The sequence below is a fragment of the Senimuribacter intestinalis genome (genome assembly GCF_943192965.1).
GTDB classification, from domain to species: Bacteria; Bacillota; Clostridia; order Peptostreptococcales; family Anaerovoracaceae; genus Senimuribacter; species Senimuribacter intestinalis.
The window spans coordinates 61,538-87,423 of sequence record NZ_CALPCF010000010.1 but is presented as its reverse complement, the minus strand read 5'-3'; the positions used below and the strand labels follow the sequence as shown (position 1 = coordinate 87,423).

Annotated in this window: 25 protein-coding genes; 20 read left to right on the top strand and 5 right to left on the bottom strand. The window is 44.8% G+C overall.

The genetic code is table 11. The features are described 5' to 3' along the window. Positions 1 to 157 precede the first annotated feature (157 nt). From NFR88_RS09945 to NFR88_RS09850, 20 genes are all read left to right on the top strand, one after another. Positions 158 to 667, top strand: coding sequence for a helix-turn-helix domain-containing protein (locus NFR88_RS09945; protein WP_251615645.1), 510 nt, complete (start codon positions 158 to 160; stop codon positions 665 to 667). 584 nt (positions 668 to 1,251) lie between these two features. After that, complete coding sequence (locus tag NFR88_RS09940) at positions 1,252 to 3,993, top strand: valine--tRNA ligase (RefSeq protein ID WP_251615643.1); 2,742 nt, start codon at positions 1,252 to 1,254, stop codon at positions 3,991 to 3,993. Between the two features lies 1 nt (position 3,994). Next, positions 3,995 to 5,293, top strand: coding sequence for a bifunctional folylpolyglutamate synthase/dihydrofolate synthase (locus tag NFR88_RS09935; RefSeq protein ID WP_251615640.1), 1,299 nt, complete (start codon positions 3,995 to 3,997; stop codon positions 5,291 to 5,293). After that, positions 5,268 to 6,209, top strand: coding sequence for a YegS/Rv2252/BmrU family lipid kinase (locus tag NFR88_RS09930; protein ID WP_251615637.1), 942 nt, complete (start codon positions 5,268 to 5,270; stop codon positions 6,207 to 6,209). The genes NFR88_RS09935 and NFR88_RS09930 overlap by 26 nt, the downstream gene beginning before the upstream one ends. After that, complete coding sequence (locus NFR88_RS09925; protein WP_160202243.1) at positions 6,206 to 6,652, top strand: GNAT family N-acetyltransferase; 447 nt, start codon at positions 6,206 to 6,208, stop codon at positions 6,650 to 6,652. Before NFR88_RS09930 ends, NFR88_RS09925 begins: the two co-directional genes overlap by 4 nt. Beyond that, positions 6,653 to 7,417, top strand: coding sequence for a threonine/serine exporter family protein (locus tag NFR88_RS09920; protein ID WP_160202242.1), 765 nt, complete (start codon positions 6,653 to 6,655; stop codon positions 7,415 to 7,417). Continuing rightward, positions 7,414 to 7,857: a threonine/serine exporter family protein gene (locus NFR88_RS09915; protein ID WP_160202241.1), complete on the top strand. Its 444-nt coding sequence runs from the start codon at positions 7,414 to 7,416 to the stop codon at positions 7,855 to 7,857. Before NFR88_RS09920 ends, NFR88_RS09915 begins: the two co-directional genes overlap by 4 nt. Before the next feature lie 105 nt (positions 7,858 to 7,962). Beyond that, on the top strand, positions 7,963 to 8,574 hold the full coding sequence (locus NFR88_RS09910; RefSeq protein ID WP_160202240.1) for a biosynthetic peptidoglycan transglycosylase: 612 nt from the start codon (positions 7,963 to 7,965) through the stop codon (positions 8,572 to 8,574). A 61-nt stretch (positions 8,575 to 8,635) separates the two neighbouring features. Further along, positions 8,636 to 9,262 carry a single-stranded DNA-binding protein gene (locus tag NFR88_RS09905; RefSeq protein WP_160202239.1) on the top strand — a complete coding sequence of 209 codons (627 nt, stop codon included), beginning with the start codon at positions 8,636 to 8,638 and terminating at the stop codon, positions 9,260 to 9,262. Between the two features lie 109 nt (positions 9,263 to 9,371). Further along, on the top strand, positions 9,372 to 10,607 hold the full coding sequence (locus tag NFR88_RS09900) for a serine hydroxymethyltransferase (RefSeq protein ID WP_251615634.1): 1,236 nt from the start codon (positions 9,372 to 9,374) through the stop codon (positions 10,605 to 10,607). Positions 10,608 to 11,193: 586 nt separating this feature from the next. Further along, positions 11,194 to 12,207: a phosphate acyltransferase PlsX gene (gene plsX / locus NFR88_RS09895; RefSeq protein WP_251615630.1), complete on the top strand. Its 1,014-nt coding sequence runs from the start codon at positions 11,194 to 11,196 to the stop codon at positions 12,205 to 12,207. Further along, positions 12,200 to 12,898, top strand: coding sequence for a ribonuclease III (gene rnc, locus NFR88_RS09890; protein ID WP_160202236.1), 699 nt, complete (start codon positions 12,200 to 12,202; stop codon positions 12,896 to 12,898). Before plsX ends, rnc begins: the two co-directional genes overlap by 8 nt. Before the next feature lie 64 nt (positions 12,899 to 12,962). Further along, positions 12,963 to 16,511: a chromosome segregation protein SMC gene (gene smc / locus NFR88_RS09885; RefSeq protein ID WP_251615627.1), complete on the top strand. Its 3,549-nt coding sequence runs from the start codon at positions 12,963 to 12,965 to the stop codon at positions 16,509 to 16,511. Between the two features lie 45 nt (positions 16,512 to 16,556). Then, a complete protein-coding gene (gene ftsY / locus NFR88_RS09880; protein ID WP_160202234.1) occupies positions 16,557 to 17,456 on the top strand; it encodes a signal recognition particle-docking protein FtsY in 900 nt (299 codons plus the stop codon). After that, positions 17,449 to 18,774 (top strand): ribosome biogenesis GTPase Der, encoded by a 1,326-nt coding sequence (gene der / locus NFR88_RS09875; RefSeq protein WP_251615625.1) that lies wholly within the window; start codon positions 17,449 to 17,451, stop codon positions 18,772 to 18,774. The genes ftsY and der overlap by 8 nt, the downstream gene beginning before the upstream one ends. Further along, positions 18,774 to 19,373 carry a glycerol-3-phosphate 1-O-acyltransferase PlsY gene (gene plsY, locus NFR88_RS09870; protein ID WP_160202232.1) on the top strand — a complete coding sequence of 200 codons (600 nt, stop codon included), beginning with the start codon at positions 18,774 to 18,776 and terminating at the stop codon, positions 19,371 to 19,373. The genes der and plsY overlap by 1 nt, the downstream gene beginning before the upstream one ends. A 20-nt stretch (positions 19,374 to 19,393) precedes the next feature. Next, positions 19,394 to 20,395 (top strand): NAD(P)H-dependent glycerol-3-phosphate dehydrogenase, encoded by a 1,002-nt coding sequence (locus NFR88_RS09865; RefSeq protein ID WP_251615623.1) that lies wholly within the window; start codon positions 19,394 to 19,396, stop codon positions 20,393 to 20,395. Between the two features lie 56 nt (positions 20,396 to 20,451). Beyond that, on the top strand, positions 20,452 to 21,261 hold the full coding sequence (locus tag NFR88_RS09860) for an MBL fold metallo-hydrolase (protein ID WP_330588232.1): 810 nt from the start codon (positions 20,452 to 20,454) through the stop codon (positions 21,259 to 21,261). Between the two features lie 23 nt (positions 21,262 to 21,284). After that, entirely contained in the window at positions 21,285 to 22,052 is a 768-nt protein-coding gene (locus NFR88_RS09855; RefSeq protein ID WP_251615621.1) for a GNAT family N-acetyltransferase, read from the top strand. Positions 22,053 to 22,061: 9 nt separating this feature from the next. Then, on the top strand, positions 22,062 to 22,265 hold the full coding sequence (locus NFR88_RS09850) for a hypothetical protein (protein WP_251615619.1): 204 nt from the start codon (positions 22,062 to 22,064) through the stop codon (positions 22,263 to 22,265). Positions 22,266 to 22,364: 99 nt separating this feature from the next. On the opposite strand, the gene NFR88_RS09845 is transcribed toward NFR88_RS09850, so the two are convergent. From NFR88_RS09845 to NFR88_RS09825, 5 genes are all read right to left on the bottom strand, one after another. Then, entirely contained in the window at positions 22,365 to 23,105 is a 741-nt protein-coding gene (locus NFR88_RS09845; protein WP_251615617.1) for a gamma-glutamyl-gamma-aminobutyrate hydrolase family protein, read from the bottom strand. Positions 23,106 to 23,108: 3 nt separating this feature from the next. Then, positions 23,109 to 23,837, bottom strand: a complete 729-nt coding sequence (locus NFR88_RS09840) for a hypothetical protein (protein ID WP_251615615.1) — start codon at positions 23,835 to 23,837, stop codon at positions 23,109 to 23,111. A gap of 27 nt (positions 23,838 to 23,864) precedes the next feature. After that, entirely contained in the window at positions 23,865 to 24,005 is a 141-nt protein-coding gene (locus NFR88_RS09835; protein WP_251615614.1) for a hypothetical protein, read from the bottom strand. Positions 24,006 to 24,120: 115 nt separating this feature from the next. Further along, positions 24,121 to 25,422: a sodium:solute symporter family protein gene (locus NFR88_RS09830; RefSeq protein WP_285813856.1), complete on the bottom strand. Its 1,302-nt coding sequence runs from the start codon at positions 25,420 to 25,422 to the stop codon at positions 24,121 to 24,123. Positions 25,423 to 25,657: 235 nt separating this feature from the next. Further along, the gene (locus NFR88_RS09825) at positions 25,658 to 25,867 is read right to left on the bottom strand and encodes a hypothetical protein (RefSeq protein ID WP_251615609.1); all 210 of its coding nucleotides are present in this window, start codon (positions 25,865 to 25,867) and stop codon (positions 25,658 to 25,660) included. Positions 25,868 to 25,886: the final 19 nt, after the last annotated feature.

Sequence of the window (25,886 nt, the reverse complement as noted above, 5' to 3'; positions counted from 1 at the left end):
ACTTTTCATGCGTTTGCCGTGGTAGGCAAGCGATGGAACCGTGACAATGAGAAACGTCTGTGCTACAATAATTTCAAATGTTAATTTGCGTTGCTTGCAGCAACGGACGGTTCCTTATACAATCGCCTTATCGATTGAAAAAGGAGGAAATCTAAAAATGTTAAACGAAAACATAAAGATAATCAGAAAATCAAAAGGACTTTCTCAAGAGGAACTTGCAGTTAAGCTGAATGTGGTGAGACAAACGATCTCTAAATGGGAACAGGGATTGTCAGTACCGGATTCGGATATGCTAATCGCCATATCAGAGGTCTTTGAAACGCCGGTCAGCGCTTTGCTTGGAGAAACCATTGCTGAGACAAAGGTCGATGACCTAAAAGTAATTTCTGAAAAACTAGAAATTATAAACCTGCAGCTGGCAAAGCGGAAGAATGCAAGAAGAACGCTGATTCACTGGCTGCTTATTACATTGTCTGCGGTTATCATAATCATTTTTGCCTTTCTAATCGTTTCCGTCAGTCCTTACTTAGGTTGGAACTATAGCGATCCGGAAACTGCGGTATTAGGCGTAGCCTTTCACTCGCTTGAGTGGCTGTTTGTTAGAATAGCACCGATTATTTTAATAGGAGCAATCGTTGGAATTTTTTTGACTCGAAAGAAAGTCTAAAAACTCTAAACCGTACTTTGGGGGAAAATACCATGCTAAAGCAGATTCAATGTTTTCAGGCAATGGTTTGCTGCGGCAGATTTACATCTGCTAAATCCAGTAGCTTGGCGCAATAATCTTATAGAAACCGCTGAAAGTTGGCATATTTCGGAGAGGTAACGCAAGGATTTATAAAATAAGCAGTGAAGTTGGCGTCCATAGCTTATGCACCATCGTCAATAATGAACTTCAAACTAAATGCAACCAAAACCAACAAAATAAACCCTTGCAAATCTTACTTCTTTTAGGTATACTATTTGAGATAAATGAAAAATATATGCAGTGTTGAAGAAGAGGAGTAAGCGAGAAAACACTCTACAGAGAATAAGGTTCATAGGCTGAGAGACCTTAGAGAATGTGTCCGCCGAAGGTTGCTTTGGAGCTGTTTTGGAAATGAGAGTCATCTGGACTAGCTTCAGATGGAACAAAGGTGGTACCGCGGAATAATTTCGTCCTTTGTGAGTGCATGCTCACAGAGGACTTTTTTATTGCCTGCTGGAGCTTGGCGCACCCGAAAAACAAACTATAGAAAGAAGGAGATTCCAATGGAAAAAAACTTAGCAAAGACCTATAATCCGAAGGATTTTGAGGACCGCATTTACGAGATGTGGGAGAAGAACGGCGCTTTCCGTGCTGAGGTGAGAGAGGATAAGAAGCCTTTTACCATTGTCATGCCGCCGCCAAATATTACAGGCCAGCTGCACATGGGACACGCCCTGGACCAGACTTTGCAGGATGTACTGACTCGCTGGAAGAGAATGCAGGGTTACAGTGCGCTGTGGCTGCCGGGTTCCGATCACGCCAGCATTGCAACGGAAGTAAAGGTTGTAGAAAAGATTAGAAACGATGAAGGAAAAGAGAAGGAAGATCTGGGCAGAGAAGAATTTTTAAAGCGTGCCTGGGCATGGAAGGAAGAATACGGCGGCAGAATCACAAGACAATGCCGTAAGCTGGGAGATTCCTGCGACTGGAGCAGAGAACGATTCACCATGGATGAAGGCTGCAACAAGGCAGTCAGACATTTCTTCGTTCATTTATATAACAAGGGACTCATTTACAGAGGAAACCGTCTGATTAACTGGTGTCCGCAGTGCGGTACATCTCTTTCCGACGCCGAAGTAGAGCACGAGGACAAGAATGGACAGTATTGGTATTTCCGCTATCCTGCTGCAGAAGAAGGCGGCAAGGAAATGGTCGTTGCAACCTCAAGACCTGAGACTATGTTCGGCGACGTTGCCATTGCCGTACACCCAAGCGATGAAAGATATAAGGATATGGTAGGAAAGAAAGTCATTCTGCCACTTGTTGGCAGAGAAATTCCTGTCATTGCAGACCCTTACCCGGATCCGGAAAAAGGAACCGGCGCAGTTAAGATTACGCCGGCCCACGACCCTAACGACTTTGAAGTAGGGCAGCGTGCAGGACTAGAAAATCTTTGCTGTATCAACGAAGATGCAACAATGAACGCCATGGCAGGAAAGTACGAAGGCATGGACAGGTACCAGTGCCGCAAAGCATGGGTAAAAGACCTGGAAGAAGCGGGCTACCTTGTGAAGACCGAGGAGAAGGTTATTCCGGTAGGCGAGTGCTACAGATGCCACACTGTCATCGAGCCAATGCTTTCCGATCAGTGGTTTGTCAAGATGGAAGAACTGGCAAAGCCTGCTATTGAAGCTGCAAAGAGCGGTGTGCTGACTCACGTGCCTGAACGTTTTGAAAAGACTTATCTCCATTGGCTGGAAGAAATCAGAGACTGGTGCATTTCCCGGCAGCTTTGGTGGGGACACAGAATCCCGGCATGGTACTGTCAGGAATGCGGAGAACTGATTGTAGCGGAGGAAGATCCAACCAAGTGTCCAAAGTGCGGTTCTGCCGATTTAGCGCAGGACGAGGACGTTCTTGATACCTGGTTCTCATCTGCGCTGTGGCCGTTTTCCACACTGGGCTGGCCGGAAAAGACCAAGGAACTGGAATACTTCTATCCGACCGACGTATTGGTAACCGGATACGACATCATTTTCTTCTGGGTCATCAGAATGGTATTTTCCGGCTGTGAAGCCATGGGAGAATCTCCGTTCCATCACGTATATATTCACGGACTGGTTCGTGACGCAGAAGGTCGCAAGATGAGTAAGTCCCTTGGAAACGGCATCGACCCGCTGGAAGTAATCGACCAGTACGGCGCAGATGCTCTGCGTTTTATGCTGACTACAGGTATTACGCCAGGTAACGATATGCGTTTTAAAACCGACAAGCTGGAATCTGCTAGAAATTTCGCCAACAAACTTTGGAACGCTTCCAGATTCGTTATCATGAACCTTAAGGACGAAGAAGGCAACTTTAAAGAACTGGCAAAATGCTGCGCTGACTGCTGCGGCATGGCTTGCGGAGACACTACAAACTTTGCAAATATCGCACTGCGCGATGAAGATAAATGGATAATCAGCAGAGTCAACGACGCTGCCGACTATGTGACAAAGGCGCTGGAAAAATATGACCTTGCGCTGGCGGGACAGAGAGTTTACGAACTGATCTGGAACGAGTACTGTGACTGGTACATTGAGCTGGTAAAGAAAAGACTCTGGGGCGACGATGAAGAAGACAAGAAGGTTGTCAGATTCGTTCTGGTTATGGTTTTGAAGAACATGCTGGAAATGCTGCACCCGTTCATGCCGTTTATCACAGAAGAAATCTGGTCCTTCCTGCCGCACTCCGACTGCGAAAGAGAGGAGAATCCGAACTGCTTCCTGATTCAGGCGAAATGGCCGGAATTTGCAGAAGAAAGATGTTTTGCAGCAGAAGAGGAAAAGCTGGAAATTGCTATGGAAGCGATCGGTGCAATCAGAAATATCCGTGCTGAAGCTGACGCAAAACCGAGCAAGCAGCTGCGCGCAGTGATTTTGGCGCAGGGAGAAAAGATGGAAATTATCAAGGGCGGCGAGAGATATATCAAAGACCTTGCCAACATCAGTGATATCAAATTTGTAACTGATAAGTCGGAAGTGCCAGAAGAGGTTATGTCTGCCGTCATCGCAGGAATCGAAATCTTTATTCCGCTGGATGACCTTGTAGATTTTAATGCTGAGTTTGATCGTCTGACCAAGGAAAAGAAAAAGCTGGAAGGTGAAGTAAAGCGCGTTTCCGGCAAGCTTTCTAACCAGGGATTCCTTGCAAAGGCACCTGAAAAGGTGATCAACGAGGAAAAAGAAAAACAGGCAAAATATGAAGATATGCTGGCCAAGGTAGAGGCGAGACTCGCTATGGTCGCAAAGAAAGTGAACAAATAAGATGGATGCAATCAGCAAAATCAGTGAATTTCAGAAATTTGGCTGGGTGCTGGGGCTGGAACGAATGAATGTGCTTCTTGAAAAGCTGGGCAATCCTCACGAGGATTTAAAAGTGCTTCACGTTGCAGGAACCAACGGCAAAGGCTCTGTCTGCAGGTATCTCTATGAGATTCTGCAGGCAGCCGGCTACCGGTGCGGGCTGTTTACTTCGCCTTTTCTGGAGGTATTCAACGAACGAATCGAATTTGACGGCAGCTTTATTTCCGATGCGGATTTGCAGCGGTGCAGCGACATCGTCCTTGCAAAGACGGAGGAGATGACGTCTGAAGGTCATGAATCACCGACAGAATTTGAAGTAATTACTGCCATTGCTTTTCTCTATTTCAAAGAAAAGAATACGGATTTTGTAGTGCTGGAAGTAGGACTTGGCGGTAGGGGCGACTCCACCAATGTAGTAAAGCAGCCGCTTTGCAGCATTATTACCTCTATTTCACTGGACCACACAGACAGGCTGGGCGAGACCATCGAGGAGATTGCTGCAGAAAAGGCGGGAATTATCAAAGAAGGCTGTCCGGTTATTACCGGTGTAGAAAATGAGGAAGCCATGTGGGTACTGAAGCACAAGGCCATCGAAAAGCATACGCCGATTTTTGACGCACTGCAAAGTCCGTGTGAAATTCTGGAAGAAACGGTAGAAGGTACTCGCGTTCGTGCTGAAGTCCTAAAGGAAACCTACGAGTTTACGATTTCTATGGTTGGGCGTCATCAGGTGCAAAATGCGTTGACAGCACTGACTGCAATCGCTCTGTTAAATAAACGAGGAGATTTCACAGTTACCGATGAACAGATTGCAGAGGGCTTTAAGCGGGCAAAGCAAATCGGACGCTTTGAAATCATGGAAAAAGAGCCTTTTGTAATCTTAGATGGCGCTCACAATCCGGGTGGGGCAAAGGCGCTGAAAGAAACCGTCCTTCGCCACTTTAAAGATAAAAAAATCCTCATGGTGACCGGTATTTTAGCAGATAAGGAAGTGGAGGAAGTTCTAGACTCCTTTATGGATATAACTAAGGATTTTATAGCCACAGAGCCGGACAATCCGAGAAAACTGCCGGCAGAAGAACTGGCAGAAAAGATGCAGAAAAGGGGAGGTCATGTCCACTGCTTTAGCAAGGCAGAAGAGGCGGTCAGCTGTGCGCAGGGGTTATACGAAGCGTATGATGTAATATTATTCACAGGTTCATTATATTTGATTGGAAAGATTAGAGGACTTATCAATGAAACAGGAGTCAGAGAAACTTAACAAGATTATTTTGTTTTATAATCCAAATTCCGGAAGCGGCATGTTCAAGAACAATCTGGACTATATCATCGGTCGCTGCCAGGACGCAGGTTATCTGGTGGTGCCGGTGCGGGCGGCTCACGGTACAGTGATTGCTGATTTTTTGGCGGAAATCAGCAGAGAAGGCACGCAGAATGAATACAGGCAGATTATCGCTGCCGGAGGCGATGGCACCATCAATGTATGTGTTAACGCTATGATACGAAATGATATCTATCTACCGCTGGCGATTTTTCCTGCAGGAACGGCGAATGACTTTGCGTATTACTTCAATATCCCCGGCGATATAGAGCGCATGGTGGACATCGCTCTTGGGGATAATTATACCTATGCCGATGTGGGAAAGGTCAACGACCGTCACTTTATCAACGTGGCAGCCATGGGGCAGGTTGTGGACGTCAGCCAGAAGACCGACCCAACCTTAAAGAATACTATCGGTATTTTGGCATATTATCTAAAGGGACTGTCCGAAGTGCCTAACTTGAAGCCAATTAAGGTGACTCTGACGACGCCGGAAAAAGTTTACCGCGAAAAGATGTATTTTATGGTGGTGATGAACGGAAAATCGGCAGGCGGTTTTAAGAAAATCTCACCGGATTCAGAGATTAACGACGGACTTCTCGACGTCATTCTGTTTAGGAACATGGGACTTTTGGAAATGCCAGGGGTTTTCGTGAAAATTTTACAAGGAAACCATCCGTCCAGCAAAAGAGTGCTGCATTTTCAGACCAACAGCCTGAAAATAGAAGCGTCCAGCGATTTACCGACGGATATTGACGGTGAACACGGTGAAAAACTGCCGCTGACTTTCAGCGTTTTGCACAATCGACTAAAAATCTTTACTTTGGAAGACAATATGGGAGAGGAAACGATATGATGCGTTTGATTTTGAGACAGACAGATGCGTATGAGAAATTGGTTCAGTTTTTTGTTGAAAATGAGCTTGAATTTGATGGTGATGAGGAAGTGGATACGGATATCGTAAGATGCTTTGAAATTGTCCACGGTGCAGAGGAACACCTGGTAGGTGCAGTGGTTCTCGCAAAGAGAGAAGGCCGCTATATCATCGACGGCATTGCGGTGGATGCGCCTTATCGCAAGTTGAAAGTGGGCAATATACTGCTGCAGAAGGTGATTGATACGGTGAAGGAGCTTGGTGGGGATAGTCTTTATCTGGTAGCAAGAGCGCCAGGATTCTTCCGCGCTAACGGCTTTACTGCCATCGATCCGGAAACAGCCCCTAATTTCTTCGAGTGCAAGTACTGTCCGCAGTATCAGAAGAATTGCCACCCAGAGGTTATGAAACTGGAGATTGCATAAATGGATTTCGATTATGACAGAATTTTGCAGGGCATTTTAGATATTGGAGAAGAGATGGTCTGCTGCGGTGCAGAAGTTAGTCGTGTGGAGGACAGCATTTTGCGCATGTGCGAAAGCTACGGCGCAGAGCGGATTAATGTGTTTATCATTACCTCCAACATTCAGGTAACTATGGAAGCACCAGACGGCAGAATTTTGACCCATATCAGAAGACTGATTCGATATGATACTAATTTCGATCGTCTTGATTATCTCAATAATTTGAGCAGATATATCTGTGCGAATAAGCCGGACGTTTGCGAACTTCGACAAAAATTTGATGAGGTTTTGGCGCGTCCTAAACAGTCTGTTTGGTTGCATTTTATCGGCTGCATGCTGGGAGCTGGAGCTTTTGCTGTCTTCTTTGGTGGCAGTGTCAAAGATGGTCTAGCGTCATCGCTGATGGCGATTGTTATGGTCCTCTTTGAGTTGTTTTACGCAAAGCAGGAAAAAAATCAGATTGTATATCACTTTGTAGCATCGGTGGTTGCAGGTATTTGCGCGCATGTTTTTGTAGCGCTGGGCATTGGAGATCATGTGGAGATGCTCATGATTGGCGGAATTATGCTGCTGATTCCTGGCATTGCATTGACCAACGCAGTGCGTGATATGCTGACAGGGGATATCGCTTCGGGGCTTTTACGCCTGTGCAATTCTCTTTTAATAGCAGCAGCGATTGCCTGTGGCTTTGCCCTGACTATTATACTCCTTGGAGGTGTCTTATGATTGTACAGCTGATTGTTGCTTTTCTGGGATCTATTGGATTTGCACTTATGCTGAAAATAAAAGGCAGGCAGGTGTTGTATGCAGGTATCGGAGGGCTGGTTACATGGGGCATTTACCTTGCCTGTTTTGAATGGCTAGGCAGCAATTTTGAGGCAAATCTTATTGCATCTGTCTTTGTAGCAGTTTACGCAGAGGTTATGGCGCGGGTAAATCGCGCTCCTGCGACGATTTTTCTGACTGCTGCAGCAGTGCCGCTGATTCCCGGAGGTAGACTGTATTATACCATGTATGGTCTTGTCAGCGAAGACAAAGCCATGTTTGCTGAAAATGGAACCGCAGCAATTACAATTGCTCTTGCTATTTCGCTGGGGTTTGTAATTGTGACGGTGATGAACAAGTACTGGAATAAAGCTGCAGCAGCTTGGCGCAAGGATTCTTAGAAAAGGACCTTACAAAACTGTAAGCAATCTGTAACGAATATCTATGGAATACCCTTTTCTCATGGGATACAATGAAAGTATCAAATGGGAAAGGGGTGTTTTTTTATGAGAAAGCTATTTAAGGTTTGTTTGGTACTGGCGCTTGCATGCAGCATTGCTGCAGCGCCAACAGTGTACAGGGGCTATCAGCTGTACAAAACTGCGGTGGAAAAAGTACCCCTGGAAGAGAAAGTTTCTGAAATCAGAGAACGTGACGATTATGTACCTCTGTCAGAGATGTCCGATTATTTTGTGGAAGAGATTATTAAGTCTGAGGATAAACGTTTTTCCTGGCATTTTGGTATAGATCCTCTCGCTATTGCAAGAGCAGTAAAAAACGACATCATTGCGGGAAGCTTTGTAGAAGGTGGAAGCACAATTACGCAGCAGCTTGCAAAGAATATGTATTTCGATTTTGAAAAGGTTATGGAGAGAAAGGTAGCGGAGGTCTTTGTAGCGTTTCACCTGGAGTGGGATTATTCCAAAGATGAAATCCTGGAAATGTATTTAAACTGTATTTATTTTGGGGAAAACTGCTATGGAATTAAGGAAGCGGCCGGCTATTACTTCGGCAAGACGCCGGATACGTTGACTTCGGCGCAGGCAGACAGTCTTGTTTATACGATAAAATGCCCTAATTTATATAATCCGGTGGCACTGGCAGGGGAAACTAGCTAATTGGCATACTTTCTGCGTCTCAGAATACAATGTACTAATGTGAATTTCTGGGAGGGAAAATATGATAAATACGACGGACAGTAATAACCCTACAAACATAGCATGTATTCGGGGTGAAATCATAGATGGGCTGAAGCTGAATCATAAAACATATGGGGAAGCATTTTATACTTTTGAGGTGGGCATTGCCAGAAACAGCGGATACGAAGACCAAATTATTGTCATGGCTTCCGAACGGATTTTGAACACCATGCAGATTGAAGTCGGCATGTGGATTGAGGTACAGGGGCAGATTCGCACGTATAACGAAGATGTAGACGGTCACAACCGCTTAAATATTGTAGTCTTTGCAAGAGATATAGCTGAGGCAGAGGAATGCTTTGAACCTCTGAATCAGATTTATCTGGAAGGTTATATCTGCAAACCGCCTCTTGGGAGGACATCGCCTTTGGGGCGCAAAATCTGCGATATTATGCTGGCGGTCAACCGGCTTTACAACAAATCCGACTACATACCGTGCATTGCATGGGGTCGAAATGCGGTGTACTCATCAAGTCTTGAAGTGGGGGCAAAGATTGCCCTTCACGGAAGAATTCAAAGCAGGCAGTATAAGAAAAAATGTGAGGACGGCGATGTGATGGTCAAAACTGCCTTTGAAGTGTCTATTTTACAGATGGAAGAAGTGTAAACTGTTCTTTTCGTGAATTTCATGGATTTGAACAGAATTAGGTTGAATAGTCCATCTTTGTTGTGATACAATAATACGGTATTTTCAAAAACCGAAAGGAAGTGTACACATGTTTAACAGAGAAGGCGCAGATAACAGCACCTATAACGTAGAGAATTTTGAATTTATTAAGAAATCCTCTCCAGTTGTGGGGGATCTGATTGAAAAGGAATATAACAGACAGAAGAACAATATCGAGCTGATTGCTTCAGAAAATTATTGTTCTGAGGCGGTACTGGCTGCTTGCGGAAGCTGTCTTTCCTGGAAGTATGCAGAAGGCTATCCTTATGTGAGAACCTCCGGCAACACCAGCAGATACTATGGCGGAACCAAGTTTGTCGACGAGCTTGAGGAATATTGCTGCGATATGTGGAGAAAGGTATTTGACACCGATTACCACGTAAACGTGCAGCCACACAGCGGCTCTCAGGCAAACTTTGCAGCATATAAGGCAATTTTGCAGCCGGGAGATACCATTTTGTCCCTGAGCTTGGATAACGGTGGACATTTGACGCATGGATCCGGTGTCAACTTCAGCGGAAAGCTTTATAACATGGTATTTTACGATGTAGATGAGAATGGATTCATCGATATGGAAGACGTCAGAAAGAAGGCGCAGGAATACAAGCCGCAGCTGATTCTGACTGGTGCTTCCGCTTATTCCAGAATCATCGACTTTGCTGCTTTTGCTGAAATTGCAAAGGAAGCAGGGGCTTATTTTATGGTGGATATGGCGCACATTGCAGGTCTTGTGGCAGGAGGCGCACACCCGTCTCCGTTCGGTCATGCGGATATCGTAACCACCACAACCCATAAGACTTTGAGAGGACCAAGAGGCGGTCTGATCTTTGCTCGTCAGGATTTAGCAAAAAAGGTAGACAGCGCGGTGTTCCCTTATGCCCAGGGCGGTCCGTTGGAACACGTAATCGCAGGAAAAGCAGTGTGCGCGGAAGAAGCTCTTCGACCGGAATATAAGGAATATGCAGCGCAGGTTGTCGCTAACTGCAAAGCCTTTGCTGATGAATTCCTGAAACTGGGTTACAAGATTGTAACCGGCGGCACTGATAATCATGTATTTCTATTAGATTTACTGGAATTCCCGTTCAGCGGTAAGGATTTGCAGGATAAATTAGATGAAGTCGGCATTACCCTGAATAAAAATTGCGTGCCAGGCGAGAAACGTTCTCCGAAGGAAACCAGTGGTGTTAGAATTGGTACAGCGCCGATGACCACAAGAGGCTACAAGGAAGAGGATTTCAGAGAAGTAGCCAGAAAGATTGACGCAGTAATTAAAGAAATGCTGTAAAACAGCAGATATTTTAAATTAAAAGAAAGAGGACTGCTTTTGCACGGGAATTTGTGCATGAGAGCAGTTCTCTTTTGTATATGAAATTTATCAATCAGATTGTACAGAAATATAGGGGTAGGGGGTATATTTTTTAAAAAGTTGTGCAGGGAAAAGTTTTATAGTATTGATTTGCACAACTCTTGGCGGTGTCGGTTGTGCAAAATAGTTTTCTGAAGACTATCCTGCACAACTTCCAACAGACAGATCTGTATTTATCGTGGAATACAAACAGAAAGTTGTGTAAAACAGGCGGGAAATACCTATGATTGCACAACTTTTTTGCTGTTAAACGGTAAAAAATTGAAATGTTGTGCAAGACATCACTTATAGCATTAGTATGCACAACTTTTATGGTTGTCGGTTGTGCTAATAAGCGAAACATGGCTTCCTTTGCACAACGGTAACGTAGTTTTTGGTTCTATGTTAAATGTTGAGGTCGCTTCCTAACATTTATTATAGAATCCTTCCATTTCTTGCATAAAACATGGAATTGTGTTAAAATAAATTATGTATGCTCACGCGACGGCGAGCTAGGAGGAACAGAATGAGAATTTTATTGGACGGTATGGGTGGCGACCACGCGCCGGAAGTTATTGTAGAAGGTGCAGTTGCAGCAGCAAAAGAGATTAAAGATAAGATTACGATTATTGGCCATGAGGATAAAATCAGAGCTTGCCTTGCAAAATACGGGACCATTTCTGAAAAGATAGAGGTCATTGACGCAAGCGAAGAAATTACCAACGACGAAGCTCCTGTCAAGGCGGTTAGAACTAAAAAGGATTCTTCTATCGTCAAGGGACTTAACCTGGTGAAGAACAAAGAAGCGGATGTGTTCCTTTCGGCAGGAAGCACCGGGGCACTTCTGGCAGGAGGACTTTTTATTCTGGGAAGAATTCAAGGAATCGACAGACCGACCCTGGCAACAGTTTATCCAGTCATCGGCATGCAGCCGTCTCTTTTGGTAGATACCGGCGCTAACGCAGAGTGCAAGCCAGGCAATCTTTTAGAGTTTGCCACTATGGGCAGCATTTATATGGAAAAGGTTTTGAAGAGAGAGAACCCGACTGTAGGACTTGTCAATAACGGAACAGAAGAAGGCAAAGGTACTACTTTGACAAAGGCTGCCTATGAACTGCTTTCAAAGAGTAATCTGAACTTTATCGGCAGCATTGAGGCAAGAAGTCTGCAGGATGGCATTTGCGATATCATCGTTACAGATGGTTTTACGGGGAATGCAATCATTAAATTGACAGAAGGTATGGGTTTGATGGTACTTCGCGAGATGAAGCGCAGATTTCTGTCAACGACTAAGTCCAAACTTGGTGCGGTTCTTTTGAAAGATCAGCTTTCAGAAATTAAAAAAGAGTTTAACTACGCAGAATATGGTGGGGCGCCGCTTCTTGGCGTAAAGGGAGCCCTTCTGAAAATGCATGGCTCTTCTGATGCTCTGGCCGTAAAGCAGACCATCATGAAGGCAATCCCTTATGTGGAGGAAAATGTGGTAGATACCATACAGAATTCAGTTTTGGAGATTGAGGAGATACTAATCAGTGAATAACGGAGATTTTGAGAAGAAAATCCAATATATATTTAAAGATAAAGAACTTTTGAACAAGGCGCTGACCCACAGTTCCTTCTGCAGAGAGCATGGAACTGAGGTTAAAAATAACAACGAGCGGCTGGAGTTCTTAGGTGACGCTTTTTTTGACGCAATTATTAGTGTGGAGCTTTATAAGCTTTTGGAAAAAGTGGATGAAGGAAAACTGACTAAAACCAGAGCTCTTATTGTCTGCGAAAAGTCTTTGGCGCAGGTGGCAAGACGCCTTGACATTGGTGCATATTTGAATATGGGAAAAGGCGAAGAACACTCTGGAGGCAGACACAGAGAATCCATTCTTGCTGATGCAGTGGAAGCTGTAGTAGGTGCTATTTATTTAGATGGCGGTTTTGAAGAAGCCTTTCGCTTTGTTTCAAGAGAGTTTGCGAAGACTATTGAGGATGCCCTTGCAGGCAGAATATTTACCGATTATAAGACGCAGGTGCAGGAAGTTCTGCAAAAACGCGGAAAGAAGATTATCATTTCCTATCACCTGGACAGAGAGGAAGGTCCAGATCACGATAAAACCTTCTATGTCCATCTGTCCTGCAATGGCAAGGTGCTGGGGCGCGGGTCAGGCAAAAGCAAGAAAGAAGCGGAGCAAAATGCCGCAAGAGAAACCTTTCATCTGTTGTCAGAAAATCAGTTCTGATAAAGGCATGAAATTAGTATGAGACAAAGAAAAACATAACTTAGTAGAAAGAGGAAAGGTCAGTATGTATTTTAAGAGGCTAGAAATGCATGGGTTTAAATCCTTTGCAGAACCGGTAGTTATAGAGTTTCACGAGGGTGTAACTTGTATCGTAGGCCCCAATGGAAGTGGAAAAAGTAATATCAGCGACGCCATCAGATGGGTTCTCGGCGAACAGAGCCCGAAAGCTCTTCGCGGCGGAAAAATGGAAGAGGTTATCTTTGCAGGAACAGCCAGCCGTAAATCACGTGGGATGGCTGAGGTTACTTTAGTAATTGATAATTCGACAGGTATTTTGAATATTGACTATAACGAGGTAGCCATTACCAGAAGAATGTATCGCTCCGGCGAAAGTGAATATCTTATCAACAATAATCAGTGCAGACTGAGAGATATCAGAGAGCTGATTATGGATACCGGAATCGGTGTTGACGGATATTCTCTCATCGGGCAGGGTAAAATTGCAGATATTGTCAGCAACAAACCGGAGAGCAGACGAGAAATTTTCGAGGAAGCTGCCGGTGTTGTCATGTACAAAAGTAAAAAGGCAGAAGCTGAGAGAAAGTTGGAATCCACCGGCAATAATCTTGATAGAGTCAACGATATTGTTTCAGAGATTGAGGGAAGAATTGACGGACTGAAGGAAGACAGCGTCAAGGCAAAGGAATATCTGGAGCTGAAAGAGCGCTATCGTGATTTAGAAATCAATATCACACTGAAAAATATAGATAATATTCTGTCCAGGAATGATATTTATCAGAAAGACATTGCAGGACTTTCTGAAGAACTTGCGGAAATCACTGAGAAGAAGCAAAATATCGACAAGGAAGCGGAAGCCGATAGAGAAAAGAACGAACATCTGGAACAACTGGGCAACGAAGCCAGGGACAAGCTGTTACATATCGTGGAAGAGATGAACCGCCGCAGCAGCGAAAGCCAGCTGAGCAAGGAGCGCCTTTCCGGTATCGAAAAGGACAGCACCAGATTGACAGGCGAAATTGAGGAACTGTCGGGTCGTCTTTCACGCGAAGAAGAAAATAAGGCGCAGCTTGAAAAATCTAAAGAAGAGATTGCGCGGAATCATGAAGAGGCAGCAGCACTGCTGCAGGAGCAGGTGACAGCACACAGTGCTTTGACACGTGAGGCTTCTGAGCTGACTGATACCATTGATAACAGCAGAGAAGAAATGTTTCGCCTGCATAATTTGAATGCTTCTAAAAAAAGTGAGGTAAAGAGCTATGAAAGCATTCGTGAGACTTTGCAAAAGCGCAAAGAGCAGCTCAATGAGGAAGCAAATGGTGCGGCAGAAAGCCAGGAAGAAAGCAATGAAATGCTTGCAAAGGCAGAGGCTGAAAGCCGTCAGAATGAGCAGTTGCTGGCCGAAATCAAGGCGAAGATTTCGTCAATGACGGAGGAAAGAAAACAGCTGGAACTCCGAAGAAAGATGAGCGGTGCCAAGGTTGAGGAACTGAAGCTTTCCGGCAGTCAGAAGGTTGCCAGAAAAAAGACCATTGAAGAGATGGAAAATAATTATGAGGGCTATAACTATGCGGTAAAGTATATCATGCGCAGCGGACTTTCTGGCATTTCCGGCGTGGTTGCCGAGCTGATGGAGGTTCCAACAGGACTTGAAGTTGCTATAGAGACGGCACTTGGAGGACAGATGCAGAACATTATCTGTGATGATGATGCCAGTGCAAAACGTGCCATTGCAAAGCTGAAAGAAAATAAAGCGGGACGTCTTACTTTTCTTCCAGCAGCTTCCATAAAAGGAGGCAGGGCAAAGATTGATCAGCGGATTGCTGCTGATCCCGGTTATAAAGGTCTTGCAGCGGACTGCATTACCTGCAGAGATGAATACAGAAATATATTTGAATATCTGCTGGGAAGAGTTGTAATTGCAGCGGATATGGACGCCGCAATCAGACTTTCCAAGATTTCGGGAACCGGACTTCGTTTTGTAACGCTGGATGGAGAGATTATCAATGTCAGCGGCGCTATCACCGGCGGTAAATTCAAGAACAAAACGGCTAATCTTCTTGAACGGCGCAGTGAAATTACGACTTTAGAGAAAGAAATCGAAGTCTTGAGAGCAGAGCTGTCAGAAGCTGCAGAGGAGAACCGCAAAGCGGCAGAAAAAGCAGAAGTTCTTGACGGTGAACTTGCAGAATTGCGTCAGCGTCGGAGAGATACAGAACTGAAACAGGTTTCCTTTGCGGGCAGAATTACTGCGCTGAAAGATGCGCTTAACCAGATTACAGACAGCAGCGTAAGGTTTGCGCAGGAGCTTTCTTCCATTGAGAAAGACAGTAAAGACGCTGCGGCAACAGTAGAAACTCTCCTCGAAGAAATGAGGCAGGCGGAAACTCAAATTGAGACTCTAAATCACATGATTGAGGAAGCTATGGCTGCCTACGAGACCAAAAAGGCTGTCATTGATGAAGCAAGCGAAGGTATTACAAAGACCAGAATTGCCGCTACAGAATGGGAAAGCAAGAAGAACAATATAGAGAGCTTGCTTACGAGAATTTCTGAGACAGCAGAGGATTATCGTTTTCAGATTGAAACAAAAGAAAGACAGCTTTCAGCGCTGGGAGAAGAGAAGAACAGACTGCTCTTTGGCACAGACGGCGCAGAGGAAGATATCGCAAGGCTTGCAGAAGAAAAGCAAAATACAGAAAACTATATCGAAGAGGTCGGAAGTCAGAGAAGCCTTTTGACTGAAAAGCTCAGCAGTGTAACCAAGGAGCAGCAGGGATATAACGAGAGACTGAATAGCTGTCAGGATCAGAAATATCAGCTGGAGATCAAGGTTGCAAAGAACGAGACGCAGCTGGATACGCTGAAAGAAAGACTCTGGGAGGATTTTGAGATTTCCTATGCACAGGCAGTAGATTTGCGAAATCCAGATTTTGTCATGAGCACTTCTGTAAAGGAAAGCAGAGACATCAGGAATAGAATCAGAGAGCTTGGTGAGGTCAATGTGGGCGCCATCAAGGAATACGAAACGGTAAGTCAACGCTACGAGTTTTTGACAAGCCAGCGGGCGGATATCATTACCGCTATGGACGAGCTGCGGGGTATCATCGCAGAGATGGATACTACCATTAAGACTAAGTTCAAGGAGAATTTTGATCAGGTTGTGGAGCGCTTCGAAGTCATTTTCCGCGAGTTATTCGGCGGCGGTCATGCAGAACTTCGAATGGAAGATGAGAACAATCCGCTTGAATCAGGAATTGATATTATTGCGCAGCCGCCTGGCAAGAAGCTGCAGAACATCAATTTGATGAGCGGTGGTGAAAAAACTATGACTGCTATTGCACTGATGTTTGCGGTATTGAAAACAAAGCCGACGCCGTTCTGTATTTTGGACGAGGTAGAAGCAGCGCTGGACGATGCTAACATCGACAGATTTGCAAAATACCTGCGCAGGTTCGATAACATTCAGTTTGCACTGGTTACCCATCAGAAGGCGACTATGGAGCATGCAGACGTGCTCTATGGTGTAACCATGCCGGAGCAGGGAATTTCCAAGGTTCTCAGCCTGCGTCTTGGTGATGATTTTGCATTATAATTTGGATTAAGTAAAATACGGTGAAAACCGGAAAGGGATAAATTTATGGCATTATTTAAAGAGAAAAAAGGTTTTTTTGGTAAATTGTCCGAGCGAATCGGCGATGCCATCATGGGGAGACCAGAGATTGATGAAGACCTGATGGATGAACTGGAAGAAATATTAATTACATCGGACATCGGCATGGATACTACCATGAAAATCATGGAAAACCTGAGAGCGTATATCAAGGAAAACTACATCACAAAGCCTGAGAATATCAAGGAAGCGCTTGCCAAGGTCATCGCACAGCTGATGGACAAAGGGGAGAGGAACAAACTTTGCGCAGATACGCCTTTGGTGATTCTGATGATTGGAATTAACGGCGGCGGAAAGACTACGTCCATTGCAAAGATTGGGCATAAGCTGAGAAGCGAAGGAAAGACCGTACTGCTGGGTGCGGCGGACACATTTAGAGCAGCAGCAGGAGAGCAGCTTGAAATCTGGGGACAGAGAATCGGCGTCAACACTGTGCGCCACCAGGAGGGGGCAGACCCTTCGGCAGTTATATTCGATGCTATTCAGTCAGCAAAGGCTAAGGGCATGGATGTGCTGATCTGTGATACTGCAGGGAGACTGCAGACCAAGAAAAATCTGATGAACGAACTGGAAAAGATGAACAAGGTCATTTCCAGAGAGTTTCCTGAGGCAGCAAGAGAAACTCTGCTGGTGCTGGATGCAACTACAGGTAAAAATGCTGTTTCTCAGGCACAGGAATTTAACGAAGTGGCAGAAATCACCGGTGTTGTGCTGACGAAACTGGATGGCACAGCTAAGGGCGGTATCGCCATCACTATTGCGGATGAATTTGACCTTCCGATTAAGTATATCGGTGTAGGCGAGGGAATGGAAGACCTGAAAGAGTTTGATCCGTTAGAATTTGCGGGAGGAATTTTTAGTGAGTAAACCGATAGTAGCCGTAGTGGGCAGACCAAACGTTGGAAAATCCACCTTTTTTAACAGAGTGGTGGGCAGACGAGTTTCCATCGTAGAGGACACCCCCGGCGTAACCAGAGATAGAATTTATGCGGAGGCAGAGTGGAACGGCATTCACTTTGCATTAATTGATACCGGTGGTATTGAGCCTGATAGTGAAGATGTGATTCTTTCTCAGATGCGAGAGCAGGCGCAGACAGCTATGGATATGGCTGATGTAATACTTTTTATGGTAGATGGAAAAGAAGGTCTGACCCATGCCGATAACGAAGTAGCGATGATGCTGAGAAGAACCGGCAAAAAGGTCATGCTTCTTGTTAATAAAATTGATAATCCAAGAAATCTGCCCGATGATTTCTATGATTTTTATGAGCTGGGAATTGGCGAGCCTATCGCTATTTCCGCAGCCAATATGCTCAACTTCGGCGATGTGCTGGATGAAATTGTGGAGAGCTTTCCAAAGGGTCTTGATGAAGATGAGGAGGATGACATTAAGGTTGCTGTCATTGGAAAGCCAAATGTAGGAAAATCCTCTCTGATTAACTGCCTGATTGGAGAAAAGAGAGTTATCGTTTCTCCAATTGCAGGAACGACCAGAGACTCTATCGACACACCTTTTGAGTGGGGCAGCGATCAGTATACCTTAATCGATACGGCTGGTATTCGCAGAAAGAGCAAAGTCAACGAAGATATTGAGCGCTACAGCGTGATTCGCGCCGTTGCAGCTATCGAGCGCTGCGACGTGTGTCTTCTGATGATTGATGCAGAGGAAGGCGTGACTGAGCAGGATAAGAAAATTGCAGGCGTTGCTCACGAGGCAGGCAAGGGCATAGTTATTGTCGTCAATAAGTGGGATCTGATTCAGAAAGAAACCAACACGATGCGCGACTTTAAACGGGAAATTGAGGCAGAACTTCAGTTCATGTCCTATGCGCCGATGGTATTTATTTCTGTCAAAGATAAGCAGCGGGTTTTTGACGTCATCAAGATGGCAAAGTATGTAGCAGAAAAAAGAGCCCTGCGGGTGCCGACTGGTCAGCTGAACAGTCTTGTTACCGACGCGACCATGATGAAACAGCCGCCATCGGATAAGGGAAAAAGGCTGAAAATTTACTATGTAACCCAAGTAGGTGTAAAGCCACCGCTGTTTTCCTTCCAGATTAACAAACGGGATTTAATGCACTTCTCCTATGCCAGATATCTGGAAAACAAAATCAGAGAAGGCTTTGGTTTTGAAGGAACCTCAATCAAGTTTGTGTTCAGAGAAAAAGGAGAGAAGGAACAGTAGTGGAAACCTTACAGTTTGTCATTGTTATTGTCATTGCCTATTTCCTTGGGAATATTTCCCCGGCAACGCTTCTTGCCAGAGCGGTCGGTAAGGATATCAAAAAAGAGGGAAGCGGCAATGCGGGAACGACCAATGCCCTTCGCGTACTGGGAAAAAAAGCAGCGATGATTACGCTGATTGTAGATATCGGCAAAGGATTTATTGCCGTTAAGATAGGATTTGCATTTGCTGCGCCGCCTGCAGCAATGTTCTGCGCGCTGGCGGCATTTGTGGGGCATATTTGGCCTATCGTGTTTAAATTTAAAGGCGGAAAGGGCGTGGCCGTTGCCTTTGGCGCAATTCTTGGCGTCAACTGGCAGCTGGCACTTCTTGCGCTTTTAGTGGTGGCTGTGGTGGTGGCTTTGACCCGTATGGTATCCCTTGGGTCTATCACAGCAGCAGCTTCATTTCCCGTGTTTGCATATTTTATGGAGCCGGACTTTTTCTATATCGGTATTGTCATGGCGGTACTTTTAATCTATGCACATCGCGGAAATATTAAACGTATTGTAAAAGGTGAGGAAAGCAGGCTTAGCTTGGGGAAGAAAGTTGACAAGTAGCCGGAAAGAAGGAAATTAAGATGAAAACAATTGGTGTTATCGGTGCAGGCAGCTGGGGAACAGCTCTTGCAATTACACTGAGCAATAAGGGACATCAGGTTAAAATGTGTGATGTCAACATGGACCATGTAAAAGAGATGCAGGCGTACAGAGAAAATGTCAGGTACCTGCCGGGTATCAAATTCTGTGATAATCTGCAGATTGTAGAATCTACAGAAGAAGCGCTTGCTGGCGCAGATATTGCACTGTTTTCCGCACCAGCCCAGCATTTTAGAAGTGCCTTTGAAAAAGCGATTCCTTTTCTTGAGGATGACATGGTTGTTGTCAACGTGGCAAAGGGAATTGAGCAGGGAACACTGATGCGTATGAGCGAAATCGCGTATCTTCTGAAACCGGATGTAAAATATGTGGTACTTTCCGGTCCATCTCATGCGGAGGAAGTAGGCAGGGCGATGCCGACGACGGTTGCGGTGGCTTCTAAGGATATGGTGCTGGCAGAGTACATTCAGGATATTTTCATGACAGAGCGTTTCAGAGTGTACACCAATGATGACGTCTGTGGTGTGGAATTGGGTGGCTCTCTGAAAAATATCATCGCGCTGGGCGCTGGTATTTCTGACGGCATTGGTTTTGGGGATAATGCCAAAGCGGCGCTGATGACCCGCGGCATTACAGAAATGTGCCGTCTCGGCGCGAAACTGGGCGCAGATATTGCAACGTTCTCAGGTCTTACCGGTATCGGTGATTTAATCGTAACTTGTACCAGCATGCATTCCAGAAATCGCCGCTGCGGCATTATGATCGGTGAGGGCATGAAACCCAGTGACGCAGTTGAAAAAGTCGGCATGGTCGTAGAAGGCATGTTCACGGCAGAAGCTGCTTATCAGCTGGCACAGAAAGTTGGTGTAGAAATGCCGATTACCGAGTGCATTTACAACTGTATCAACGAAAAAATCACCGCAAAGGACGCTGTGGAGCTTTTGATGGGCAGAGATAGAAAGAACGAAAAGCATATTGACTAGAAAGATAGCCGGAGGGGGAACCTCCGGCTGTGTTTATAATGAAAGGAGCCGGTATAGTGAAACTGAAAGTGCTGGTAGATAACAATACTTACATCGACGAATATTATCTGGGAGAACCAGCGGCAGCCTTTTATATTGAGGAGGGCGGCGAGCGGATTCTCTTCGACTGCGGCTATTCAGATGTGCTTCTAAAAAATGCGGAGCTGATGGGTATAGATTTATCCTCCTTGACGAAGATTGTGTTTTCCCATGGACACAACGATCATACCAGAGGGTTGTTGTTTTTAAAAGACAGGGCTGATTTGTCGGCAGTTTCTTTGATTGCACACCCAGACTGTTTTCTGCCGCGGGAAGATGAAACGGGAAGCTTTGGTGCGCCTTTTTCTCTTGCGGATGCTGCTTTGTGGACGAAGCTTACGACAACGTGTGAGCCTGTTAATCTGATCGATAAGCTGGTATGGCTTGGTGAAATTCCTAGAGGCAATGACTTTGAGGCATCAGAACCTGTCGGGCGCAGGCTGAAGGATGGCCTTTGGGAAGATGACTATGTCATGGACGATACAGCACTGGCATACCGCGGGGAAGAGGGACTGTTTATCATTACCGGCTGCTCTCACAGCGGAATTTGCAACATCATAGAATATGCAAAGAAAGTCTGCGGTGACAGCAGAATTGCCGGCATCATCGGAGGCTTTCATCTCTTTGAAAAGGGCAGGCAGCTGGATAAGGCGGTTGAATATTTGAAATCCTGCGGCGTAAAACGACTGTATCCGTGTCACTGTGTGTCCCTTGCGGCAAAGGCGGCAATGCTGGCGGAATTGCCGGTTGTTGAAGTCGGCGTAGGATTGAGACTGGAACTCCAATAGGGTAAGTTTTATAGGAGGTAACGATGTATCGTTTTGATGGGAACGCGAAAAATCGAAGCCTTGCGAAGTTGTTTGCAGGCTGGGATGAGACTATGATTTGGTCCTGCCTGCAGGGCATCATGGGCGAGATTTATACAGATGACGCAGTGCATCCGAAATCGGCGGCTGCAGTGCTGGGCGATTTCTGCTTTTTAGCGGGAGCGCCTTCTCTTGATTTTTTGACATCCTTCGCAAAGGGTGGCTGTCACAACTTTTGTATCATGGTTCCGGCAAGCGACGCGCTGGGTGATTTAATTGAGGATTTTTTCGGAGAACGGGCAAAGAAGTTTACCCGCTATGCCACCCAAAAGGACGCCAGCTTTGATCTGGCAAGGCTTCGCCAATTGGCTTCTGCGGTGCCTGCAGGCTTTACCCTTGCACCGATCGATGAAATAATTTTTGATCGGGCAAAATCCATGGAGTGGAGCCGAGATTTAGTGTCACAGTATGCGGATTACGAAGTATACCGTGAGAAAGGCGTTGGAACAGCAATTTTACATCATGGGGAGCTGGTTTGCGGCGCGTCCTCTTACAGCGTCTACAATGGCGGCATTGAAATTGAAATCGACACCAGAGCCGATTGGCGCAGAAAAGGGCTTGCTCGCCTATGCGGCGCGGCGCTGATCTGCAGATGTTTGGAACAGGGACTCTATCCCAGCTGGGACGCCCATAACAAAGCGTCTCTGGCGCTGGCGCAGCAGCTGGGTTACGTGCTGGATCACAGTTATATCGCTTATGAAGTGAGAAAGTAGAGGGAGCAAATGGAACAGATGGACGAAAAACGGCTGGCGGCCTTTGAGAAAATGCTGACCTTTGTACAGCAGGAATATGACAAAACGACGGAAAAGATGGAGGATTTGAAAGGGGACGGGAAGGAAAAATCCGCCACTTATCGTCAACTCATGGGGAATAAGCTGACATATCAGAATTTGCTTGCGATGTACAGGCTGTATGATCTTTTATGAGTTTTAAGCTGGTAGCAGGTATTTAATGCAAGAAAAGAAAGAATGGCATACATTCGTTGATTTAACTGAAGTATACCACTCTATTAATGATTGGAATCGTTAGTATTGTTTTTTTGCTAGATTTATTAGATGGCGAAATAACAGATTCATGCGTGGTTCTGTTTCAGTCAATTCCTCAGGATGCCATTGAACCAGCAAAGTTTTACCGTCCTCACTCTCCAGTGCTTCTATGACATTGTCATTGGTTTGAGCCGCAATTTTAAATCCTTTTCCGGGTTTATCTACGCATTGGTGATGCATAGTGTTGGTTTGGATTGTATTTGTCTTTAGTATTTTTTCCAAAGTGCTGCCCGATTCAATATGAATTTGATGCATGAGATAGCTTCGATCTAATTTCTGTGCATGGAGTTGGTAATTACCCGGCATCATAGAGATGTCCTGATATAATGTGCCTCCAGATGCAGCGTTAATTAATTGCAGCCCTCTGCAGATTCCAAGCACAGGCAGAGAATTTTTTTTTGCATATTGATAAACCCATTGCCAGAAGCGGTCAGTCTTTATATTGACGGCGCCCAATGGTGGGAGAGGCTCCTGATTGTATATTCTTGGATCTACATCCTCACCACCGGGAAAGAGAAAACCGTCGCATAGACTGCACATTTGCAGCCATATCGTTTCATCACTGACTGGAGGAAGAAGCAGAGGCGTTCCCCCGTTTTTTGATATTGCTTCCACATAACTTTGATTTGCATAGTGGGTAGGTATACACACCCAGGGAAGTTGTACGCTTCCTTTGGCTCCAAGAATGCCAATCGTTGGTTTGCAGACTGTTTTTTCCATGCTTTACTCCTCAAAGAACTCATCAATTTTATCATAGAAATATTTTTTTATTAGCGTAGTGATTTTTGAGTCGCAATATTCATTCCAAAGGGTTTCTTCCGCAAAGGTCAGACGCAGCGGCATGTTTTTTTCAAGAAACCTTTGATCGCATGGCACATCTATAGCTTCAGCACGCGCTTTCATAAATTCCATCAGATGCTGGCGCAACTGAATGATTCCTTGAATAACGGCTGTTTCACCATGTTCGCCCAATTGCGAAATTGCCTCCTTTGCAATAAAATATATGATCAGAATGGAAAGTCTGTTGTAACCATCCTTGTGTGTTCCTAAATCATACTGAAAATCCTCAGATAAACAATAGTTTGAATCATATTCTTCGAAAGCTTCCTTTCGTTCCTGCTCTGTCATATTTCCGGGACGAAGGTATACTGAGAAACAACAGTAATTATCACCATCTTCTGTGAGAGTTTTGGCGAGGTTTGTCTGCGATTTTTCAGCATAGGCGCTGAAGCAGGCATGATGGAATTCTTCACAATAGATTCTGCCTAAGTGTTTGTTGCCATCGCTAATCCATTGCTGTGCAATAGGGCATACAAGCGTATAGGACAAACGTTGCTGTGGTGTGAGACTGATTTTTTCACGTTTGAAACGAGGATCGCTTGGTAGATCAAAGTAAGAAAATAGGTTTTTCAGGTTTAATTTCAGACCCATGGAAAGATGACGTTCACGCATTTTAGTGCCGCGTTCGATTCCATAATCTCAAATTCCCTGGCGAAGAACAGATTCGCCGCTTATGCCACATTGCTGTATGAGCGCACTAGCCATTTCTTCATAAATGATTGACCAGCTATCTTGTAAATTTGCGATCTGCAATTCTTCTAATTTTGTATATTCGTTCATTATAATGCCTCCTTATTTCTTAACGTTCACGAATAAAAGTCCATACCATCCATGCCATAAATCCGACAAGCAATCCCATATGTAAATAAATTATCGTATTCATATAATTTCCTCCTTATTTTATATCTGTCAGCGAGCGAGACGATGCTTTCTTATCCAGCGCTGTAATACCGAAAAAGAGAATAAAATTCAGCAAAGTACCGACTGCAGCGCCAGGAAGACCAAATATAGAAGCTCCCTGTATCTCTATTATAATAGCAGTGACAGAACCTACGATCATTGAAATATTAGCTGCTAAAGAGGATTTCTTTCCTTTTTTTGAGAAAAAGGCATATAACATTGGAATAAAGCAGCCACCGATATATGCGGCAGCAGCCAGATTCCAGATGGACATGATACTTTGCATCCATAGAGCCATCGCTAATCCACTGATACCAAGTGCCAATGTGGTTCTTTTGGTAATCCGCAGCATTGTCTTGTCATCAGCAGAAGAATTCATTAGATTCTTGTAAATATCATTAGAAAAGTTTGTCGCAGCTACCAGTAGATAGGAATCTGATATTGACAAAATTGCTGTTAATAGCGCTGCGAAGACGATTCCACGAAGTCCTGTTGGAAGATATTGTAAAAGCAGTGTAGAGAATACAGAATCCGGCGTGATATTTGGAAGTAGGGCATAGGCGCATGTACCAAGCAGCAGGATCATCATAAAAAATGTATGTGCAGGAATAATGCTTAATAATGTACCTTTTTTTGCAGTTTTTGCGTCTTTACATGCATAGAAACGTTGATATCGGTTTCCGTCTATAAAAGCAGATAAGCTAGTTGTAAAGATTAAACGAATGATCGTTGTCATATCAGAAGGGATTGTCAGATGATTATGCGGAACTGTAGTGATAATACCATCCCAACCTCCTACATTTTTGAAGACATAGAAAGCGGCGGCGGCAACACCTAACCCCATGATGATAAATTGTACGTAATCCGTGACTGCAACGCCCCAGAAACCGCTGAAGTATGTAAATAAAAGGATAACAATTGTACTAAAAACAGCGCCGTAAACAAAAGGGAGACCTGTCACAACATTGATGACTGTTGCAAAGGTTACAGTCTGCAAAGCTGGACCTGTCCCCAGCAGATAGAGAAAACTGCAAAATCTGCCGTATGCCTGTGCTGACTTTCCGTATGCTTGTCCTAAAACCTCTGGTGCAGTCAGACCAGAAAAAAGATTTACGCGTTCAGCCAGAAATAGTCCGATTAAAATGGTAGCAATATAGATTGCAAACATGGAAGGCAGAAGAGCAAAACCGCTTTCGTAAACCGTTCCTATCCAACCGTTGAGAACGCCTCCTCCGATAGAAGTCGCCATATATGTGCCGATAAAGATGGATAACCCCATTTTTCGTCCGGCAACGATGTAATCTGATGTGGTCTGCGTTTTGATTTGCAGCGCAGCCCAATTATGATTACACCTGAGAGATAGATGGCAATAATTACATAATCTAAAATATTCATTCTTTCACTTCCTCCTTTGAATTTTCTAAGAATTTATTGACTAAATTTTAGCACAGGAAGAAGACGGGCAGGTAGCCGTAAATAGTTGCTACTGTTGTAGCAAATTTCGACATCTAAAGAGTTCATGAGGTCAGTGCTTATACAAAGTATTTTTGGAGTTCTTTTAAAAAGAACTGATCAAGCTCGTTTGGGATATGATCCTGACGCATCAGCCAACCAATGATAGACTTAATCTGGCAGTTTCCTAAACGCAGCGTCCTAAGGGTTTGTTTTTTTGCATCCATATAAGTATCCAGCGCCCGTTCAGGATAAATAGAGTTCAGTGTAAAAGCATTTGTTTGCGCCATAACTTCATAAAGAGCAGCT

Bases quoted from the DNA above. Each gene is read 5' to 3' on its own strand.
- NFR88_RS09945 (WP_251615645.1), top strand. From the start codon at position 158: ATGTTAAACGAAAACATAAAGATAATCAGAAAATCAAAAGGACTTTCT.
- NFR88_RS09940 (WP_251615643.1), top strand. From the start codon at position 1,252: ATGGAAAAAAACTTAGCAAAGACCTATAATCCGAAGGATTTTGAGGAC.
- NFR88_RS09935 (WP_251615640.1), top strand. From the start codon at position 3,995: ATGGATGCAATCAGCAAAATCAGTGAATTTCAGAAATTTGGCTGGGTG.
- NFR88_RS09930 (WP_251615637.1), top strand. From the start codon at position 5,268: ATGAAACAGGAGTCAGAGAAACTTAACAAGATTATTTTGTTTTATAAT.
- NFR88_RS09925 (WP_160202243.1), top strand. From the start codon at position 6,206: ATGATGCGTTTGATTTTGAGACAGACAGATGCGTATGAGAAATTGGTT.
- NFR88_RS09920 (WP_160202242.1), top strand. From the start codon at position 6,653: ATGGATTTCGATTATGACAGAATTTTGCAGGGCATTTTAGATATTGGA.
- NFR88_RS09915 (WP_160202241.1), top strand. From the start codon at position 7,414: ATGATTGTACAGCTGATTGTTGCTTTTCTGGGATCTATTGGATTTGCA.
- NFR88_RS09910 (WP_160202240.1), top strand. From the start codon at position 7,963: ATGAGAAAGCTATTTAAGGTTTGTTTGGTACTGGCGCTTGCATGCAGC.
- NFR88_RS09905 (WP_160202239.1), top strand. From the start codon at position 8,636: ATGATAAATACGACGGACAGTAATAACCCTACAAACATAGCATGTATT.
- NFR88_RS09900 (WP_251615634.1), top strand. From the start codon at position 9,372: ATGTTTAACAGAGAAGGCGCAGATAACAGCACCTATAACGTAGAGAAT.
- plsX (WP_251615630.1), top strand. From the start codon at position 11,194: ATGAGAATTTTATTGGACGGTATGGGTGGCGACCACGCGCCGGAAGTT.
- smc (WP_251615627.1), top strand. From the start codon at position 12,963: ATGTATTTTAAGAGGCTAGAAATGCATGGGTTTAAATCCTTTGCAGAA.
- ftsY (WP_160202234.1), top strand. From the start codon at position 16,557: ATGGCATTATTTAAAGAGAAAAAAGGTTTTTTTGGTAAATTGTCCGAG.
- NFR88_RS09865 (WP_251615623.1), top strand. From the start codon at position 19,394: ATGAAAACAATTGGTGTTATCGGTGCAGGCAGCTGGGGAACAGCTCTT.
- NFR88_RS09855 (WP_251615621.1), top strand. From the start codon at position 21,285: ATGTATCGTTTTGATGGGAACGCGAAAAATCGAAGCCTTGCGAAGTTG.
- NFR88_RS09850 (WP_251615619.1), top strand. From the start codon at position 22,062: ATGGAACAGATGGACGAAAAACGGCTGGCGGCCTTTGAGAAAATGCTG.
- NFR88_RS09845 (WP_251615617.1), bottom strand. From the start codon at position 23,105: ATGGAAAAAACAGTCTGCAAACCAACGATTGGCATTCTTGGAGCCAAA.
- NFR88_RS09840 (WP_251615615.1), bottom strand. From the start codon at position 23,837: ATGCGTGAACGTCATCTTTCCATGGGTCTGAAATTAAACCTGAAAAAC.
- NFR88_RS09835 (WP_251615614.1), bottom strand. From the start codon at position 24,005: ATGAACGAATATACAAAATTAGAAGAATTGCAGATCGCAAATTTACAA.
- NFR88_RS09825 (WP_251615609.1), bottom strand. From the start codon at position 25,867: ATGGCGCAAACAAATGCTTTTACACTGAACTCTATTTATCCTGAACGG.